Origin of the sequence: Lelliottia sp., from assembly GCF_045627565.1 — a bacterium.
GTDB lineage: Bacteria > Pseudomonadota > Gammaproteobacteria > Enterobacterales > Enterobacteriaceae > Enterobacter.
Map to the genome: position 1 here is coordinate 32002 of NZ_JAZQNX010000004.1, position 18419 is coordinate 50420.

The 18419-nt window shown below is 53.9% G+C and carries 17 protein-coding genes; 10 read left to right on the plus strand and 7 right to left on the minus strand.

Going from position 1 to position 18419, the window contains the following annotated elements:
• Nucleotides 1-6 precede the first annotated feature (6 nt).
• The 5 genes from yidA to dnaA form a co-directional block, all read right to left on the minus strand.
• On the minus strand, nucleotides 7-819 hold the full coding sequence (gene yidA / locus ACKI5T_RS02225) for a sugar-phosphatase (protein WP_011915273.1): 813 nt from the start codon (nucleotides 817-819) through the stop codon (nucleotides 7-9).
• 161 nt (nucleotides 820-980) lie between these two features.
• On the minus strand, nucleotides 981-3395 hold the full coding sequence (gene gyrB / locus ACKI5T_RS02230) for a DNA topoisomerase (ATP-hydrolyzing) subunit B (protein ID WP_407435257.1): 2415 nt from the start codon (nucleotides 3393-3395) through the stop codon (nucleotides 981-983).
• A gap of 28 nt (nucleotides 3396-3423) precedes the next feature.
• Entirely contained in the window at nucleotides 3424-4497 is a 1074-nt protein-coding gene (recF, locus tag ACKI5T_RS02235) for a DNA replication/repair protein RecF (RefSeq protein WP_011915271.1), read from the minus strand.
• 154 nt (nucleotides 4498-4651) lie between these two features.
• Nucleotides 4652-5752, minus strand: a complete 1101-nt coding sequence (dnaN, locus tag ACKI5T_RS02240) for a DNA polymerase III subunit beta (RefSeq protein ID WP_407435259.1) — start codon at nucleotides 5750-5752, stop codon at nucleotides 4652-4654.
• A gap of 4 nt (nucleotides 5753-5756) precedes the next feature.
• Nucleotides 5757-7151, minus strand: coding sequence for a chromosomal replication initiator protein DnaA (dnaA, locus tag ACKI5T_RS02245; protein ID WP_041689172.1), 1395 nt, complete (start codon nucleotides 7149-7151; stop codon nucleotides 5757-5759).
• Nucleotides 7152-7752: 601 nt separating this feature from the next.
• On the opposite strand from dnaA, the gene rpmH reads away from it, so the two are divergent.
• The 9 genes from rpmH to ACKI5T_RS02290 all read left to right on the plus strand — a co-directional run bounded on the left by rpmH (nucleotide 7753) and on the right by ACKI5T_RS02290 (nucleotide 15287).
• Nucleotides 7753-7893 (plus strand): 50S ribosomal protein L34, encoded by a 141-nt coding sequence (gene rpmH / locus ACKI5T_RS02250; protein WP_002220736.1) that lies wholly within the window; start codon nucleotides 7753-7755, stop codon nucleotides 7891-7893.
• Nucleotides 7894-7909: 16 nt separating this feature from the next.
• The gene (rnpA, locus tag ACKI5T_RS02255; RefSeq protein ID WP_041689569.1) at nucleotides 7910-8269 is read left to right on the plus strand and encodes a ribonuclease P protein component; all 360 of its coding nucleotides are present in this window, start codon (nucleotides 7910-7912) and stop codon (nucleotides 8267-8269) included.
• Entirely contained in the window at nucleotides 8233-8490 is a 258-nt protein-coding gene (gene yidD, locus ACKI5T_RS02260) for a membrane protein insertion efficiency factor YidD (RefSeq protein ID WP_015585463.1), read from the plus strand. Before rnpA ends, yidD begins: the two co-directional genes overlap by 37 nt.
• A 2-nt stretch (nucleotides 8491-8492) precedes the next feature.
• Nucleotides 8493-10139, plus strand: coding sequence for a membrane protein insertase YidC (gene yidC, locus ACKI5T_RS02265; RefSeq protein WP_015961104.1), 1647 nt, complete (start codon nucleotides 8493-8495; stop codon nucleotides 10137-10139).
• Nucleotides 10140-10212: 73 nt separating this feature from the next.
• Nucleotides 10213-11577 (plus strand): tRNA uridine-5-carboxymethylaminomethyl(34) synthesis GTPase MnmE, encoded by a 1365-nt coding sequence (gene mnmE / locus ACKI5T_RS02270; protein ID WP_407435262.1) that lies wholly within the window; start codon nucleotides 10213-10215, stop codon nucleotides 11575-11577.
• Nucleotides 11578-11689: 112 nt separating this feature from the next.
• Nucleotides 11690-12865, plus strand: coding sequence for an MFS transporter (locus tag ACKI5T_RS02275; protein WP_407435264.1), 1176 nt, complete (start codon nucleotides 11690-11692; stop codon nucleotides 12863-12865).
• Complete coding sequence (yidZ, locus tag ACKI5T_RS02280; RefSeq protein WP_407435266.1) at nucleotides 12834-13796, plus strand: HTH-type transcriptional regulator YidZ; 963 nt, start codon at nucleotides 12834-12836, stop codon at nucleotides 13794-13796. The genes ACKI5T_RS02275 and yidZ overlap by 32 nt, the downstream gene beginning before the upstream one ends.
• A gap of 142 nt (nucleotides 13797-13938) precedes the next feature.
• The gene (locus tag ACKI5T_RS02285) at nucleotides 13939-14685 is read left to right on the plus strand and encodes a 4'-phosphopantetheinyl transferase family protein (protein ID WP_407435268.1); all 747 of its coding nucleotides are present in this window, start codon (nucleotides 13939-13941) and stop codon (nucleotides 14683-14685) included.
• A 35-nt stretch (nucleotides 14686-14720) separates the two neighbouring features.
• Nucleotides 14721-15287 (plus strand): NADPH-dependent FMN reductase, encoded by a 567-nt coding sequence (locus ACKI5T_RS02290; RefSeq protein ID WP_407435270.1) that lies wholly within the window; start codon nucleotides 14721-14723, stop codon nucleotides 15285-15287.
• A gap of 85 nt (nucleotides 15288-15372) precedes the next feature.
• Here the strand turns inward: ACKI5T_RS02290 and ACKI5T_RS02295 are convergent, their stop codons facing one another.
• A complete protein-coding gene (locus ACKI5T_RS02295; protein ID WP_150099632.1) occupies nucleotides 15373-16710 on the minus strand; it encodes an NCS2 family permease in 1338 nt (445 codons plus the stop codon).
• Nucleotides 16711-16877: 167 nt separating this feature from the next.
• On the opposite strand from ACKI5T_RS02295, the gene yieH reads away from it, so the two are divergent.
• The gene (gene yieH, locus ACKI5T_RS02300; RefSeq protein WP_015961097.1) at nucleotides 16878-17543 is read left to right on the plus strand and encodes a 6-phosphogluconate phosphatase; all 666 of its coding nucleotides are present in this window, start codon (nucleotides 16878-16880) and stop codon (nucleotides 17541-17543) included.
• A gap of 113 nt (nucleotides 17544-17656) precedes the next feature.
• Here the strand turns inward: yieH and phoU are convergent, their stop codons facing one another.
• The gene (gene phoU / locus ACKI5T_RS02305) at nucleotides 17657-18382 is read right to left on the minus strand and encodes a phosphate signaling complex protein PhoU (protein WP_015961096.1); all 726 of its coding nucleotides are present in this window, start codon (nucleotides 18380-18382) and stop codon (nucleotides 17657-17659) included.
• Nucleotides 18383-18419 lie beyond the last annotated feature (37 nt).

The following is an 18419-nucleotide window of genomic DNA, read 5'->3' on the forward strand; positions in this document are numbered from 1 at the left end:
ACAGGCTTAATTCAGGACAAATTTCTCGATGGCGTAGGCAACGCCGTCTTCCAGGTTAGATTTAGTCACGAAATTGGCAACCTCTTTCACCGACGGGATCGCGTTTTCCATCGCCACACCCATCCCTGCGTATTCGATCATCGCGATGTCGTTTTCCTGATCGCCCAGGGTCATGATCTCTTCCGGCTTAATGCCCAGCGCGTCGGCCAGCGATTTCACGCCAGTGCCTTTATTGACGCGTTTATCGAGGATTTCGAGGAAGTACGGCGCACTTTTTAGCACGGTATATTTCTCTTTTACCTCCGCAGGAATGCGGGCAATCGCCTGATCCAGAATCGCGGGCTCGTCAATCATCATGACTTTCAGGAATTGCGTGCTCGGATCCATTTTCTCGGCTTCGCAGAACACCAGCGGAATGGTGGCGACAAAGGATTCATGCACGGTGTAGTAGCTGATATCGCGGTTGGCGGTGTACAGCGTATTGCGATCGAGTGCGTGGAAATGGGAACCGACTTCGCGGGACAATTTTTCGAGGTAAAGGTAATCGTCATAACTCAATGCCGTTTGCGCCACGGTGCTGCCATCAGCGGCTTTCTGAACCAGCGCGCCGTTATAGGTGATGCAGTAATCACCCGGTTCATTCATGTGCAGCTCTTTCAGATAGCTGTGAACGCCGGCGTAGGGACGGCCCGTGGTCAGCACCACATTCACGCCTTTTGCGCGCGCGGCGGCAATCGCCTTTTTAACAGCAGGAGAAATAGTGTGGTCCGGCAGCAGCAATGTGCCGTCCATGTCGATTGCAATGAGTTTAATGGCCATGAGATCCCCGATTTAAATGAGTCTGTCCTCATGCTAACGCGATTCCGCATGGAAAACAGTAAAAGAGTCGTGGAGAAAGGGGGATAGAGTTGAGGAAGGGGATTCCTCTTTTGTAGGGCATATTCCCCTCACCCCGAAGACGGAGTGAGGGGTTTTACAACTTAGATATCGATATTTGCGGCTTTCAAGGCGTTCTCTTCAATGAAGGCGCGGCGCGGTTCTACGGCATCGCCCATCAATGTTGTGAACAGCTGGTCGGCGGCAATCGCATCTTTCACGGTCACGCGCAGCATACGGCGGCTTTCCGGATCCATCGTCGTTTCCCACAGCTGATCCGGGTTCATTTCGCCCAGACCTTTATAACGCTGAATGTACAGACCACGACGGGACTCTTTCACCAGCCATTCCAGCGCCTGCTCAAAGCTGGTAACGGTCTGGCGGCGCTCGCCACGTTCGATGAAAGCGTCGTCTTCGATCAGACCGCGCAGCTTCTCACCCAGCGTGCAAAGACGACGGTATTCGCCACCGGTCACAAACTCGTGATCCAGCGGATAATCGGTGTCCACACCGTGAGTACGCACACGAACGATTGGCTCGAACTGATGCAACTCGGCATTTTCGCGGACATCAAACTTCCACATGCTGCCGTGCTGCTCGTTCTCGTTCAGATCGGTAATCAGCTGGTTAATCCAGCGAGTCACGGTCTGCTCATCGCTCAGATCGGCTTCGGTCAGCGTTGGCTGGTAAACCAGCGCCTTGAGAAGCGTGCGCGGGAAGCGGCGCTCCATACGGCCGATCATTTTCTGCGTCGCGTTGTACTCAGAAACCAGTTTTTCGAGAGGCTCACCCGCCAGCGCCGGAGCGAAAGCGTTGGCGTGCAGAGAAGCACCGTCCAGAGCGATAGAGATCTGGTACTGATCCATCGCTTCATCGTCTTTAATGTACTGTTCTTGTTTGCCTTTCTTCACTTTGTACAGCGGTGGCTGTGCAATGTAGATGTGGCCACGTTCAACGATTTCCGGCATCTGACGATAGAAGAAGGTCAGCAGCAGCGTACGGATGTGTGAACCATCGACGTCCGCATCGGTCATGATGATGATGCTGTGATAGCGCAGTTTATCCGGGTTGTACTCGTCACGACCGATACCACAGCCAAGCGCGGTGATAAGCGTAGCAACTTCCTGAGAGGAGAGCATTTTGTCGAAGCGCGCTTTCTCAACGTTGAGGATTTTCCCCTTCAACGGCAGAATCGCCTGGTTCTTACGGTTACGTCCCTGCTTAGCAGAGCCGCCCGCGGAGTCCCCTTCCACCAGGTACAGTTCGGAGCGAGCCGGATCGCGTTCCTGGCAATCTGCCAGTTTGCCCGGCAGACCCGCCAGATCCAGCGCACCTTTACGGCGAGTCATTTCACGGGCTTTACGCGCCGCTTCACGCGCACGAGCCGCATCGATAATTTTGCCGACCACGATTTTCGCGTCAGACGGGTTTTCCAGCAGGTATTCGCTCAGCAGTTCGTTCATCTGCTGTTCAACGGCGGTTTTCACCTCGGAAGAAACCAGTTTGTCTTTGGTCTGAGAGGAGAATTTCGGATCCGGGACTTTAACCGACACCACAGCAATCAGGCCTTCACGGGCATCATCACCGGTCGCGCTGACTTTCGCTTTTTTGCTGTAGCCTTCTTTATCCATGTAGGCGTTCAGCGTACGGGTCATCGCCGTACGGAAACCGACAAGGTGTGCACCGCCATCACGCTGCGGAATGTTGTTGGTAAAGCAGTAAATATTTTCCTGGAAACCATCGTTCCACTGCAGCGCAACTTCGACGCCGATACCGTCTTTTTCAGTGGAGAAATAGAAGATATTCGGGTGAATTGGCGTTTTGTTTTTGTTGAGATACTCAACAAATGCCTTGATGCCGCCTTCGTAGTGGAAATGGTCTTCTTTGCCATCACGCTTATCGCGCAGACGAATCGACACGCCGGAGTTCAGGAATGAGAGCTCGCGCAGGCGTTTCGCCAGAATTTCGTATTCAAATTCAACGACGTTAGAAAACGTCTCGTGGCTCGGCCAGAAACGTACGGTGGTTCCGGTTTTTTCCGTGTCGCCAGTGATCGCCAGCGGAGCCTGCGGCACGCCGTGCGAATAAACCTGGTGATGCGCTTTGCCTTCGCGGTAGATAACCAGTTCCAGCTTCTGCGACAGGGCGTTCACAACGGAAACGCCAACACCGTGCAGACCACCGGACACTTTGTACGAGTTATCATCGAACTTACCGCCCGCGTGCAGAACGGTCATGATGACTTCTGCAGCAGACACGCCCTCTTCCGGGTGAATACCGGTCGGGATACCACGGCCATCATCCTGTACGGAAACGGAGTTATCGCCGTGAATGGTGACGATAATATCTTTACAGTGACCCGCGAGTGCTTCGTCGATAGCGTTATCCACAACCTCGAATACCATGTGGTGCAGACCGGTGCCGTCATCGGTATCGCCGATATACATACCTGGGCGCTTACGCACCGCATCCAGCCCTTTCAGGACTTTGATACTGGAGGAGTCATAAGAATTCGACATCAACGTTTCTCGCTCATTTATTCTTGGGTTAATCCGTTATTTTACCCTTTTCCACGGTGAACATCTTCGAATTTTTGTCCGACATGTCCAGAACGTGTTCAGCGCTAATGGCGCTGACGAAAACCTGCGACTGCGTGGCTTTTAAGCGGCTGGCAAGCAGTCCGCGCCGTGCGTCGTCAAGTTCCGAGGCAAAATCATCTATCAGATACAGACAGCGCCGCCCGCTTTCACGGGTGAGGAACTCCCCTTGCGCCAAACGCAGCGCGCACATCAGGAGTTTGAGCTGCCCGCGCGACAAGGTATCTTCGACCGGTGCGCCGTCGGCACGAATGCGGAAGTCCGCTTTGTGTGGGCCGTGCGCGGTATAGGTCAGCATGCGGTCGCGTTCGAAGCTTCTCTCCAGCACTTCGGCATAATCCGTCTCTTTCTCCCAGCCACGCTGGAAGGAGAAGGTGAGAGAAAACTCGGGTAGAAATTGTTTGCAGGTATCCGCCATATCTTCGGCAATACCTGCGCTGTATTCGGCGCGCCAGCGGCTAATTTGCTCCGCAAGGGGGACCAGTTCCATATCCCACGGGCGCACCTGCGCGTAACGAGTGACCTGTCGCAGCGCGGCATTGCGCTGTTTGAGCAGTCGCTTGAGATTGCTCCAGGCGTTAAAGAAACCCGCTTCGTTGTGAAAACATCCCCAATCAAGGAATGCTCTTCTGTATTTGGGGCCGCCGTTGAGTAATGTAAATCCCTCAGGCGTAATCAACTGCATTGGCATCAATAAGGCCAGTTCAGCGACTTTGTGCCCGTCAGTGCCGTCGATGCGCACTTTGCTGTCGCCCTGCTTATCTTTCGTCAGACCAATCGAGGTTTCACGCTCGCTGCCCTGTAATCGCCCGTGCAGAATAAACGATTCCTGTTCATGACGGATGACGCGACCCACCTGCAAGCTGCGAAAGGCGCGGCCATGACCCAGCGTGTAAATAGCTTCCAGCACGCTGGTTTTACCGCTGCCGTTAGCGCCGACCAGAAAATTAAAGCCGGGAGATAAAGCGAGATCCGCATTTTCGATATTGCGGAAATCTTTGATGAGAAGGCGCGTCAGTGACATATATCAGTACATTGATCCAGAGATCCAGGGCGTAATCGGCGCAGCCAGTTTCAACGCGGACTGCGTGCAGACCCTGCAGCGTACACGGAGTACGTGACAGGGGCGAGCACAGCCCAGGTTGAAAATGGCAAGTAAGATAGCCCGATATTTTCCACTAGAGACGCATTGGCATGACGACGTAGGCTGCGCTTTGCGAGGCCGCATCTTCAATCTGCACGCTTGAAACAGAATCGGTCAGCAAAATGCGAACGTTCTCGCATTTCAGCGCATTCAGCACATCCAGCACATAACTGACGTTAAAGCCGATTTCCATTTCAGTCCCAGCGTAGGTGACGTCCAGAATCTCTTCTGCCTCTTCCTGCTCCGGGTTATTCGCGGTGATTTTGATCTGGTTTTCACTCACGTACAGACGCACGCCGCGGAATTTCTCGTTGGAGAGAATCGCCGCACGGGCAAAGGCCTGTTTGAGGATATCGCAGCCTGCTTCCAGCATTTTGTCCGGATTCTTCGGCAATACGCGTCGATAATCAGGGAAACGACCATCAACCAGCTTGGAGGTAAAGATAAAGTCGCCAACGTGCGCGCGAATATTATTGCTACCAATTTGCACGCGCAGTGGGTTTTCGCCGCCGTCGAGCATACGCATTAGTTCAATCACGCCTTTACGCGGGACGATGACGGAATGGTTGGGCAATGTCACGCCGATGGGCATCGAGCAGACCGCCAGACGGTGGCCGTCAGTCGCTACGGTACGCAGTTCTTCACCTTCGGTTTCGAACAGCATGCCGTTTAAATAGTAACGAACGTCCTGATGCGCCATCGAAAACTGGGTGGCTTCAATCAGACGTTTCATCGTTGCCTGCGGCAGGGTGAATTCAACTTCACTTTGCCAGTCGTCCAGATTCGGGAAATCAATCGCTGGCAGCGTTGAGAGCGAAAAACGACTGCGGCCAGAACGAACCAGAATACGGTCGCCTTCCAGCTGCACCGCGATTTCCGCACCCTCTGGCAATCCACGGCAAATATCAAAGAATTTACGCGCGGGGACAGTCGTTGCGCCTGCATCATGTGGCTGAGACAGCGTCACACGAGCAACCATTTCCATTTCAAGATCGGTACCCGTCAGCGACAGCGTACCATCAGCGACCTGCAACAGCAGATTGCCAAGAATAGGAAGCGTCGGGCGGCCACCTAATGGGCCACTCACCTGTTGCAGCGGTTTTAATAAATGTTCACGTTCAACGGTAAATTTCATAGCGTCACGATGATAGGGTTCTGATTAAATTGGAAAAATCTTCTTTTATGTCGTGGCTTTCTTCACGTAACTGCTCAATCTTGCGGCAGGCATGAAGGACGGTCGTATGGTCACGGCCACCAAACGCGTCGCCAATTTCCGGCAGACTGTGGTTGGTCAGCTCTTTTGCCAGTGCCATCGCCATCTGACGCGGACGCGCTACCGAGCGAGAACGACGCTTGGACAGCAAGTCTGCAATTTTGATTTTGTAATACTCGGCCACTGTCTTCTGGATATTGTCGATGGTGACCAGCTTTTCCTGAAGCGCCAGCAGATCGCGTAGCGCTTCACGCACGAAATCAATGGTAATCGCCCGGCCCGTAAAATTGGCGTTGGCGATCACACGGTTCAGTGCACCTTCCAGCTCACGAACGTTGGAGCGAAGTCGTTTAGCAATAAAGAACGCCACTTCACCCGGCAGGCGAATGTCATTTTCATCCGCTTTTTTCATCAGGATCGCAACGCGGGTTTCCAGCTCCGGTGGCTCGATCGCCACGGTCAGTCCCCAGCCAAAACGAGATTTTAGACGATCTTCAACGCCATTGATCTCTTTTGGATAACGATCCGAGGTCAAAATGATCTGCTGGTTGCCTTCAAGCAATGCGTTGAAGGTGTGGAAAAACTCTTCCTGGGATCGTTCTTTATTAGCAAAGAATTGGATGTCATCAATCAACAGGGCATCGACGGAACGGTAGTAGCGTTTAAACTCTTCGATCGCGTTGTTTTGCAGGGCTTTTACCATGTCCTGAACGAAGCGCTCGGAGTGCATATACACCACTTTCGCATTGGGCTTACGTGCCACAATGCCGTTACCCACCGCATGCAGCAAGTGCGTTTTACCTAAGCCAGTGCCGCCATAAAGGAACAGTGGGTTATAGGCACCGCCAGGGTTGTCCGCAACCTGTCGAGCCGCTGCACGCGCCAGCTGGTTTGATTTACCTTCTACAAAGTTATCAAACGTATGTTTGACGTTAACGTTGGAGCGGTAGGTCGGTTCAGCGGGGGCTGGAACGTTGTCCCAACCCGAACGTGCGGGCTGGATGATGCGTGGCGTGGGCACATGAATCTGCGCGGGAGCCGCAACATTCACGGTCTCTCTGACGGTCTGGGTGACGGGTTTCGTCCCCACCTCAAAACGCAGCTGCGGGGCATCTGCACCGCAAAAATCGTTAAGCAATCCATTGATGTTATTAAGGTATTTATCCCTTACCCAATCGAGCACGAAACGGTTTGGCGCATACAAAGCCAGCGTGTTATCGCTCAGTTCCGCCTGCAACGGGCGGATCCACATACTGAATTCTGTGGCTGGTAACTCATCCTGCAATCGGGCAAGACATTGCTGCCAAAGCGAAAGTGACACGGCGGACTCCACTCGAACAATAAAAGAAAGACACTGAATAATCGTGATTGTTGGCACACGTCGACAAGACCCTGTGCAAAAGGGTGACGTGCGAATTGCTATCTGCAATTTTACCTGACCAGACCCACTGGGATCCCGATCAGGACCGCGGATCATAGCCTAAACTGAGCCAGAGATCTTCTGTTTCTCACAGATTCTTCCCGATTTATCCACAGGAAGATCCGAAACCGGGTAAGTGTAATCGATCCTGGCTGGAGCACCCACGATTTGGTCCGCATATTGGAAAATTTAATGAGCAAAGACAATTTTCTGCTTAAATGATCTCATGAAGATCCAGGACGATCCTTGCGATTTGGTTGGGAGGTCGTATAATCCTCCACCCGGCGCGTGATGCTCAACTTCCTGCGTCGGACCGTTGTTCATTTTCCACACGAAAAGGTGCGGAAATACGCGGGAAATAAGGAAAGAGAATTGACTCCGGAGTGTACAATTATTACAATCCGGCCTCTTTAATCACCCACGCTGAGGCGTTAGTCGTTCGTTAATCGTTCGGGTATACGCGAAAGTCAGTGAATTTATTCAAGTTTAGGTAGAAATCGCCATGAAACGCACTTTTCAACCGTCTGTACTGAAGCGCAACCGTTCTCACGGCTTCCGTGCTCGTATGGCTACTAAAAATGGTCGTCAGGTTCTGGCACGTCGTCGTGCTAAAAGCCGTTCTCGTCTGACCGTTTCCAAGTAATAAAGCTAACCCCTGAGTGGTTAAGCTAGCATTTCCCAGGGAGTTACGTTTGTTAACTCCCACTCATTTCACATTCGTCTTCCAGCAGCCATATCGGGCTGGCACGCCGCAAATCACCATCCTCGGCCGCCAAAATTCGCTGGGGCATCCCCGCATCGGTCTCACAGTCGCCAAGAAAAACGTTAAGCGTGCGCATGAACGCAATCGGATTAAACGTCTGACGCGTGAAAGCTTCCGTTTACGTCAACACGAACTTCCGTCAATGGATTTCGTTGTGGTGGCGAAAAAGGGGGTTGCTGACCTCGATAACCGTGCTCTCTCGGAAGCGTTGGAAAAACTATGGCGCCGCCACTGTCGCCTGGCTCACGGGTCCTGATAGGCCTTATCAGGGTCTATCAGCGCCTGATCAGTCCGCTGTTGGGGCCGCATTGTCGTTTCACGCCAACGTGCTCTAGCTACGGAATTGAGGCATTGCGCAGGTTTGGAGTGATAAAAGGCAGTTGGTTGACGGTGAAACGCGTATTAAAATGCCACCCTTTACACCCTGGTGGTGACGACCCCGTCCCGCCCGGACCATTTGATACCAGAGAACACTAACGATGGATTCGCAACGCAATCTTTTAGTCATCGCTTTGTTGTTCGTGTCTTTCATGATCTGGCAAGCATGGGAACAGGATAAAAATCCTCAACCCCAGCAACAGCAGACCACGCAGACAACGACCACCGCAGCGGGTAGCGCCGCCGACCAGGGCGTACCGGCCAGTGGCCAGGGAAAACAGATTACGGTTAAAACCGATGTGCTTGAGCTGACAATCAACACCCGTGGTGGTGATATTGAGCAGGCGCTGCTGTTGACCTACCCGAAAGAGCTGAAGTCAAACGAACCGTTCCAGTTACTGGAAACGACGCCAGAGTTCCTCTATCAGGCACAGAGCGGCCTGACAGGTCGTGATGGCCCGGACAACCCGGCTAACGGTGCTCGTCCGCTGTATAACGTCGATAAAGATACGTTTGTGATGGCTGATGGCCAGAACGAACTCGCGATCCCGATGACTTACACTGACGCGGCTGGCAACACTTTCACCAAAACCTTCACCCTGAAACGTGGTGAGTATGCGGTGAGCGTGGGCTATAACGTGCAGAACACCAGTGCGAAACCACTGGAAGTCTCAACGTTTGGTCAGCTGAAGCAGTCCATCAATCTGCCGTCTCACCGTGACACCGGAAGCAGCAACTTTGCGCTGCATACCTTCCGTGGTGCGGCATACTCCACGCCAGATACCAAGTACGAGAAATACAAATTCGACACCATCGCGGATAACGAAAACCTGAACGTCAGTGCTAAAGGCGGCTGGGTTGCGATGTTGCAGCAGTATTTTGCGACAGCGTGGGTGCCGAACAACGACGGTGTGAACAACTTCTACACTGCGAATCTGGGCAATGGCATCGCCGCTATCGGCTATAAGTCACAGCCGGTTCTGGTTCAGCCGGGTCAAACCGGTACGCTGGGCAGCACCCTGTGGGTCGGTCCGGAAATCCAGAATAAGATGGCAGCCGTTGCACCGCACCTGGATCTGACCGTAGATTACGGTTGGTTGTGGTTCATCTCTCAGCCGCTGTTCAAACTGCTGAAATGGATTCATAGCTTCCTGGGCAACTGGGGCTTCTCCATCATCGTTATCACCTTTATCGTTCGTGGCATCATGTACCCGCTGACCAAAGCGCAGTACACCTCCATGGCGAAGATGCGTATGCTGCAGCCGAAGATTGCGGCGATGCGTGAGCGTCTGGGCGATGACAAACAGCGTCAAAGCCAGGAAATGATGGCCCTGTACAAAGCAGAGAAGGTAAACCCTCTGGGTGGTTGCTTCCCGCTGCTGATTCAGATGCCAATCTTCCTTGCGCTGTACTACATGCTGATGGGTTCCGTTGAATTGCGCCACGCGCCGTTCGCACTGTGGATCCATGACTTGTCTGCACAGGACCCGTACTACATCCTGCCGATCCTGATGGGTATCACGATGTTCTTCATTCAGAAGATGTCGCCGACCACTGTGACCGACCCGATGCAGCAGAAGATCATGACCTTTATGCCGGTCATCTTCACCGTGTTCTTCCTGTGGTTCCCGTCAGGTCTGGTGCTGTACTACATCGTCAGCAACCTGGTGACGATCCTGCAGCAACAGCTGATTTACCGTGGTCTGGAAAAACGTGGTTTACACAGCCGCGAAAAGAAAAAATCCTAATACGGTAAGATAACGCTAAAATAAGGGCGGTCATTTGACCGCCTTTTTTATTTGTATTTGACGAGAAAAAACCATGAGCCATAACGACACTATCGTCGCCCAGGCAACTCCACCGGGACGCGGTGGTGTAGGTATTTTGCGTATCTCCGGCCTGAAGGCGCGCGAGGTGGCTGAAGCCGTGCTGGGCAAACTGCCAAAGCCGCGCTACGCCGATTACCTCCCTTTTAAAGATGCTGACGGCACCGCGCTGGATCAGGGCATCGCGCTATGGTTCCCCGGCCCCAACTCCTTTACTGGTGAGGACGTGCTGGAGCTGCAGGGTCACGGCGGCCCCGTTATCCTCGACCTGCTTTTAAAACGCATTCTGACGCTACCGGGACTGCGCATCGCTAAACCGGGTGAGTTCTCCGAGCGTGCATTCCTGAACGATAAACTTGATCTGGCCCAGGCAGAAGCCATTGCCGACCTGATTGACGCCAGTTCAGAACAAGCAGCGCGTTCCGCTTTGAACTCGTTGCAGGGTGCGTTTTCCGCACGCGTGAATCACTTAGTGGAAGCACTTACTCACCTGCGAATCTACGTCGAAGCGGCTATCGACTTCCCGGACGAGGAGATTGACTTCCTTTCTGACGGTAAAATCGAAGCGCAGCTGAACACCGTGATGGCCGATCTGGATGCAGTCCGTGCCGAAGCCCGTCAGGGAAGTTTGCTCCGCGAAGGGATGAAAGTCGTGATTGCCGGGCGTCCAAACGCCGGCAAATCGAGCCTGCTGAACGCCCTTGCAGGCCGCGAAGCGGCGATCGTGACCGATATCGCGGGTACGACCCGCGACGTATTGCGCGAACACATTCATATCGACGGCATGCCGCTGCATATCATTGATACTGCTGGCCTGCGCGATGCCAGCGACGAAGTTGAACGTATCGGCATCGAACGTGCCTGGCAGGAAATTGAACAAGCCGACCGCGTGCTGTTTATGGTAGATGGCACCACCACCAGCGCAGTGGATCCGGCGGATATCTGGCCTGACTTTATTGCTCGCCTGCCCGCAAAACTACCGATTACCGTCGTGCGTAACAAAGCCGATATGACCGGTGAAACGCTGGGCCTGAGCGATGTGAACGGTCACTCACTGATTCGCCTGTCGGCTCGAACGGGTGAAGGCGTTGAAGACCTGCGCAACCATCTCAAGCAGAGCATGGGCTTTGAAACCAATATGGAGGGCGGCTTCCTGGCGCGACGTCGTCACCTTCAGGCGCTTGAAGCGGCGGCAAATCACCTCGATCAGGGCAAAGCACAACTGCTCGGCGCGTGGGCGGGTGAACTGCTGGCAGAAGAGCTGCGTCTGGCGCAGCAGAGTCTGAGCGAGATCACCGGCGAATTTACCTCAGACGATTTGCTGGGCCGCATTTTCTCCAGCTTCTGTATCGGTAAATAACCCTCATGATCCCCTGGTGATTTCCTGACAGGAAATCACCAGTGTCCAAATGGCAACTCGCGCTTTCACCGTAATCCCCCTATGCTTTGCGCCTGCCTGACATGGGGGATTTATGGCGCGTTTTCTGTTTTGTAGTTTTGCTTTAGTTCTACTTTATCCATCAGGCATCGATATGTATCTGGTTGGCCTTCCGCATATCGCGCAAGACCTGGGGGCCAGCGAAGCGCAACTGCATATCGCGTTTTCAGCCTATCTGGCGGGTATGGCATCGTCGATGCTATTTGCCGGGAAGATCGCCGACAAGGCCGGACGACAACCTGTCGCCATTACCGGTGCAGTGATCTTTGCCTTGGCTTCCGTACTCTGCTCAATGGCGCAGGACAGCACGCTGTTCCTCTCTGGCCGTTTTATCCAGGGCATCGGCGCGGGCGGTTGCTACGTGGTGGCATTTGCGATTTTACGCGATACCCTCAGCGCTCAGCGTCGCGCCAAAGTGCTTTCCATGCTGAACGGCATCACCTGTATTATTCCAGTGCTTGCGCCGGTTGTCGGCTATCTGATTATGCTCAAGCTGCCGTGGCAGAGCCTGTTCTGGACGATGGCCGCCATGGGCGCGTTGGTTTTTATTCTGTCGATCACCGTGCTGAAAGAGACGCACCCCGGCTCGCATCATTCCGGGCACTCCGCGACAGTTCAACCTGCTGAAAAACTGCTTAACCGCTTTTTCATCAGCCGTCTGTTAGTCACGACGATGAGCGTGGCCGTCATTCTCACCTTTGTAAACGTTTCCCCGGTGTTGCTAATGGAAACGATGGGTTTTGATCGCGGAGAATATTCCACGGTGATGGCGCTGACGGCGATGGTCAGCATGGCGGTGTCGTTTTCCACACCCTTTGCACTCAACGTCTTCAGCCAGCGTACGCTGATGCTTACTTCTCAGGTGTTGTTCCTTGCCGCAGGCGTGATCCTGGCCACCGCAAGCTCGCATGCCATCATGCTGGGAGGCATTACGCTGATTTGCGCCGGTTTCTCCGTGGGGTTTGGCGTGGCGATGAGCCAGGCGTTAGGGCCGTTCTCACTGCGGGCGGGCGTCGCCAGTTCCGCGCTGGGTATAGCGCAGGTGTGCGGGTCATCCCTGTGGATATGGCTCGCTGCGGTGATCGGCCTTAATGCCCTGAATATGCTGATCGGGATTCTGATTGGCTGTAGCATGCTGTGTATCCTGTTACTTTTGGCGATACAGCCCGCGGCGCATTATGAAGAAGCCCCTCAGCAGTCTCGATCTTAACCTGTTACTGTGCCTGCAGCTGTTGCTGCAGGAGCGCAGCGTCACCAAAGCGGCAAAGCGCATGAACGTCACGCCGTCGGCGGTCAGTAAATCGCTGGCGAAACTGCGCGACTGGTTTGACGACCCGCTATTTGTCAAAACGCCGCTGGGCCTGCTTCCTACACCGCTGACGGTCAGTCTCGAACAAGACCTCACGGACTGGATGCAGATTGGCAATCAGATCCTCGATAAATTCCATCACGACTCGCCGGGTGGACTGAAATTCGAACTGGCGGCGGAAACGCCGCTGATGCTCATCCGTTTTAATACCCTGCTGGAACAGGTGAATGAGCGCTATCCGCAGGCGACCGTGCGCATGCGGCACTGGGATTACGATTCGCTGGATGCCATTACGCGGGGGGAAGTCGATCTCGGCTTTACCGGACGCGAAACGCACCCACGCTCGCGCGAGCTCCTGAAACTGATGCCGTGGTTTATCGACTACGAAATCCTGTTTAGCGACCGTCCCTGCGTCTATTTGCGCGAAGATCACCCTGCGCTCCAGGAAGAGTGGAATCTGGAGACGTTTCTGCGCTACCCGCACATCAGCATCTTCTGGGAACGCAGCGACACCTGGGCACTGGACGAAGTGCTCAGAGAGATGGGACACGAGCGCAACATTGCTCTCAGTCTGCCGGGTTTTGAGCAGTCGATGTTTATGGCCGCACAACCTCACCACAACTACATTGCGACCGCACCGCACTATTGCCATCACTATAATCAGATCCACCAGCGCAATCTGGTCAGCCGTCCAATCCCCATTGACGAAGCGCTGTCTGAAAAACTCACCGTCCCCTTCACGCTGATCTGGCATAAACGGAACAGTCACAATCCCAAAATTGTCTGGTTAAAAGAGACGATCAAGGCGTTGTACTGCGATTCACTGCGCTAAGGATCTCTTTTTTGCCCCTGCAAATGTAAAGTTCGGTTCATTGGCTTCTCTTACCTCCATTTACCGATTAAAACAGATGCAAAGTTAAGCGATAATGGTGTAACCGTTTAACCTGTCACTGACCATTATCATGGAGCGAAAAATGGCAACGCATTTTGCAAGAGGGATACTGACAGAAGGACGACTTGCCTCCGTCAGGCTCTCTTCGGCCTGCCACAATCAGGCACGTACGCTACCGGAACATCGACGCACGAGATTCCTGGCCTCCCGTGCGCTACTCGCCGAGCTGATGTTTATGCTTTATGGCACGAGCGAACTCCCGGAAATGCTTACGCAGCCCGAAGGCCGCCCCGTTTTTGCGGATCCCGAACTCCCGAGTTTTTCGGTGGCGTATACAGGGAATATCGTGGGTGTGGCGCTGACGACGGAGGGAGATTGCGGGTTGGATATGGAACTTCAGCGCGTCACACATAGCTTCCACGGTCCCCACGCGCACGACGATTACCCGCTCTCCAGCAATGAAAAGCTGTGGGTGCGCAATCAAAACGAACCCAACGAAGCCAAAGCGCAGCTGATTACTCTCCGTCAGAGCATCCAAAAACTCTCCGGTTGCGCGGTCGATGATGCGAACTTGTTGCAGCTCCTGCCGGGCTCAGGGCGCCTGCGTTCCGCCAAAGCGGCACGCGTTGAAGCGCTTAGCGACGCGGAAGACGTTTTGATCTGGTCCATTGCCGTGACTCCTGCCATTGAGCGCCTGAGAATCTGGGAATTTGACAGTCGATACGGATGGCGTAGCCTGCCTGATGTTCCGGCTCGCGCTAACAAACCCGCAGCACGCCTGATAAGATTAATCAGCTTACCGACAGAAAAAGCGTTAACCCTCAATTGACCCGTCCTGGGCCATCATGGTGTAAAGGAGTAGTCATGTCTGATACGTTGAAAGTTGTTACGTTACTGGGAAGCCTGCGTAAAGGCTCATTTAATGGGATGGTTGCCCGCACGCTACCCAAACTTGCCCCTGCGGGAATGGACGTGTCGGCATTACCCTCCATTGGTGATATTCCACTGTATGACGCCGATATTCAGCAGGAAGAGGGTTTCCCGCACAGTGTGGAAGCGCTTGCAGAGCAAATCCGCCAGGCGGACGGCGTAGTGATTGTCACACCGGAATATAACTACTCGGTGCCAGGTGGGTTGAAGAATGCGATCGACTGGCTGTCACGCTTACCCAATCAGCCGCTTGCCGGTAAACCGGTGCTGATCCAGACCAGCTCAATGGGCGCGATTGGCGGCGCACGCTGTCAGTATCACCTGCGCCAAATCCTGGTGTTCCTGGATGCGATGGTGATGAACAAGCCGGAATTTATGGGCGGTGTGATTCAGAATAAAGTGGATACGCAAACGGGCGAAGTGGTCGATCAAAGCACGCTGGATCATCTGACCGGTCAGTTGACCGCGTTTGGGGATTATATTCAGCGGGTTAAAGCATAAGAGAAGTGCGAACCCTCTCCCACAGGGAGAGGGAACTTAGATCGTAGGTCAGGAAAGCAAAGCGCCACCTGACACCACTGGCAACTTAGTGTGCATCGATAAACACAATCTTCAGTACAAACAGCAACGCCACGACAACAACGCATGGGCTGAGCTCGCGCAAACGTCCTGTACCGATTTTCATCACGCAGTAAGAGATAAAGCCCAGCGCGATACCTTCGGTGATCGAGAAGCTGAACGGCATCATCACGGCGGTAATAAACGCCGGAACCGCTTCGGTTAAATCGTCCCACTTCACGCGCGACAGGCTAGAGGTCATCAGCACGCCCACGTAAATCAGCGCGCCTGCGGCTGCATACGGTGGCACCATGCCCGCCAGTGGCGAAAGGAAGATCACCAGCAGGAACAGAAGACCCACCACAACGGCCGTCAAACCGGTACGGCCACCGACGGAAACGCCGGACGACGACTCAATGTAAGCGGTAACGGACGAGGTACCGATAAATGAGCCCGCGACAGACGACACGCTATCCACAAACAGCGCCTGTTTCATGCGCGGGAATTTGCCGTTCTCATCTGCCAGACCGGCTTTGTCGGTCACGCCAATCAGCGTCCCGGAGGAGTCGAACAGGTTGACCAGCATGAAGGAGAAAATCACGCCCGCCAGGCCGAGGTTAAACGACCCCGCCAGATCAACGTGGCCAATCACGCTAGACACACTCGGTGGTGCAGAGACGATGCCATGATATTGCACGTCGCCCATCATCCAGCCCAGCAGCGTGGTCACCACGATAGACACCAGTACTGCCGCATGAATATTGCGGGAGGCCAGAATCGCGATGATAAAGAAGCCCAGCACGCCCAGCAGAACGCTGTGAGACGCCAGATTACCAATGCTCACCAGCGTTTCTGGGTTCGCGACGATAACGCCCGCGTTTTTCAGACCCATCATGCCGATGAATAAACCGATACCGCTGGTAATCCCCACGCGCAGGCTCACCGGGATATTGGCAATCATCCAGTAACGTACACGGAAAATGGTCAGCAGCAACAGGCCGACAGCGCCCCAGAAGATGGCGCCCATCCCCACTTGCCACGGCAGACCCATCGCCTGTACGACGACAAATGCGAAGAAGGCGTTAAGACCCATCGCCGGCGCCAACGCTACCGGGAGGTTAGCAAACACGCCCATCAGAATACTGCCGAGAGCAGCAATCAGACAGGTGGTGACGAAGACGGCGCTGGTATCCATGCCAGCAACGCCCAAAATTTGCGGGTTAACAAAAACGATATACACCATCGTCAGGAAGGTGGTGAAACCAGCGATCACTTCGGTGCGTGCCGTCGTGCCGTGCTCGCGCAATTTGAACACGCGCTCAAGCAAACCCTGACCAGACGTCTGGGTAGTGTGTTGTTGACTCATCATCAATTTCCGAACATAGGAGGGAAAATTCGTCGCTATCCTATACCAAAATGCGACAATAGGGGCGGTTACGGGATACTTTTTTTCATTGATTTTGCTTATACGGCAACGATTGCGTCTCGTGATTCTGCATTACGTAAACGTTAAACTTGTTAAAAGGGAAAAGCATGTCTGAGATTGAAGCGGTATTTTTCGACTGCGACGGTACGCTGGTCGACAGTGAGGTCATTTGTTCCCGCGCGTATGTCAGCATGTTCCAGGAATTTGGCATTACGCTCGATCTCGAAGAGATTTTTAAGCGCTTTAAGGGCGTGAAGCTTTACGAGATTATTGACATCATCAACGCCGAGCACGGCGTCAGTCTTGCGAAAGCGGACTTAGAGCCTGTTTACCGCGCCGAGGTCGCACGCCTCTTCGACTCGGAACTGGACGTCATCGCGGGCGCAAACGCGCTGCTGGATTCCATGGCGGTACCGATGTGCGTAGTGTCTAACGGCCCGGTCACCAAAATGCAGCACTCTCTCGGCAAACTGAAGATGTTGCATCACTTCCCGGAAAAACTGTTCAGCGGTTACGATATCCAGCGCTGGAAGCCCGATCCTGCGTTGATGTTCCATGCGGCGAAAGCGATGAATGTGAACGTGGAGAACTGTATTCTGGTGGACGATTCCAGCGCGGGCGCGCAGTCGGGGATTGATGCGGGAATGGAGGTGTTTTACTTCTGCGCCGATCCGCATAACAAGCCGATTGACCATCCGAAAGTCACGACGTTTACCGATTTAGCGCAACTGCCTGAATTGTGGAAAGCGCGTGGATGGAAGATTACCCGCTAAGTTTCCCTGACCCCAACCCTCTCCCAAAGGAGAGGGAGAAAAGCGAAACGCGCAGTGATTGAGGGAACGTCGCGAAACCTTCCCTCTCCCGGTGGGAGAGGGTTAGGTCAACATCACTCTTTCGGATCGCTACCTGCCAGCAGTTTGTCCAGCTCATCGCCGCCGACATGACGGAAATCTTGTCCCTTCACGAAGTAGAAGATGTATTCGCAAATGTTCTGACAACGATCGCCGATACGCTCGATAGAGCGGGCGCAGAACAGCGCGGTCAGGACGCTTGGAATGGTGCGCGGATCTTCCATCATGTAGGTCATCAACTGACGCACAATGCCTTCATATTCCTGGTCGACTTTCTTGTCTTCACGGTAGATACGCACCGCTTCATCCAGATCCATACGCGCAAAGGCATCCAGCACATCATGCAGCATTTGCACGGTGTGGCGGCCCAGCGACTCCAGACTGACCAGCAGCGGTTGGTGCTGGTGAGAGAATTTCTCCAGCGCCGTGCGGCAGATTTTATCGGCCACGTCGCCAATACGTTCCAGTTCAGCGATGGTTTTGATGATCGCCATCACCAGACGCAGGTCGCTCGCCGTCGGCTGACGTTTCGCAATAATGCGCACGCAGGCTTCGTCGATCGCGACTTCCATCATGTTGACGTTTTTGTCGCCTTCGACCACGCGCTTCGCCAGCTCGCTGTCCTGATTGTGCATCGCGGTAATCGCATCAGAAAGCTGCTGCTCCACCATGCCACCCATGGTCATGACCTGAGTGCGAATGCTTTCCAGCTCGGCGTTAAACTGACCGGAAATGTGTTTATTAAGGTTGAGATTGTCCATCATTCCTCCAGATGCCCAAAATATTTCTGGCTGCAAC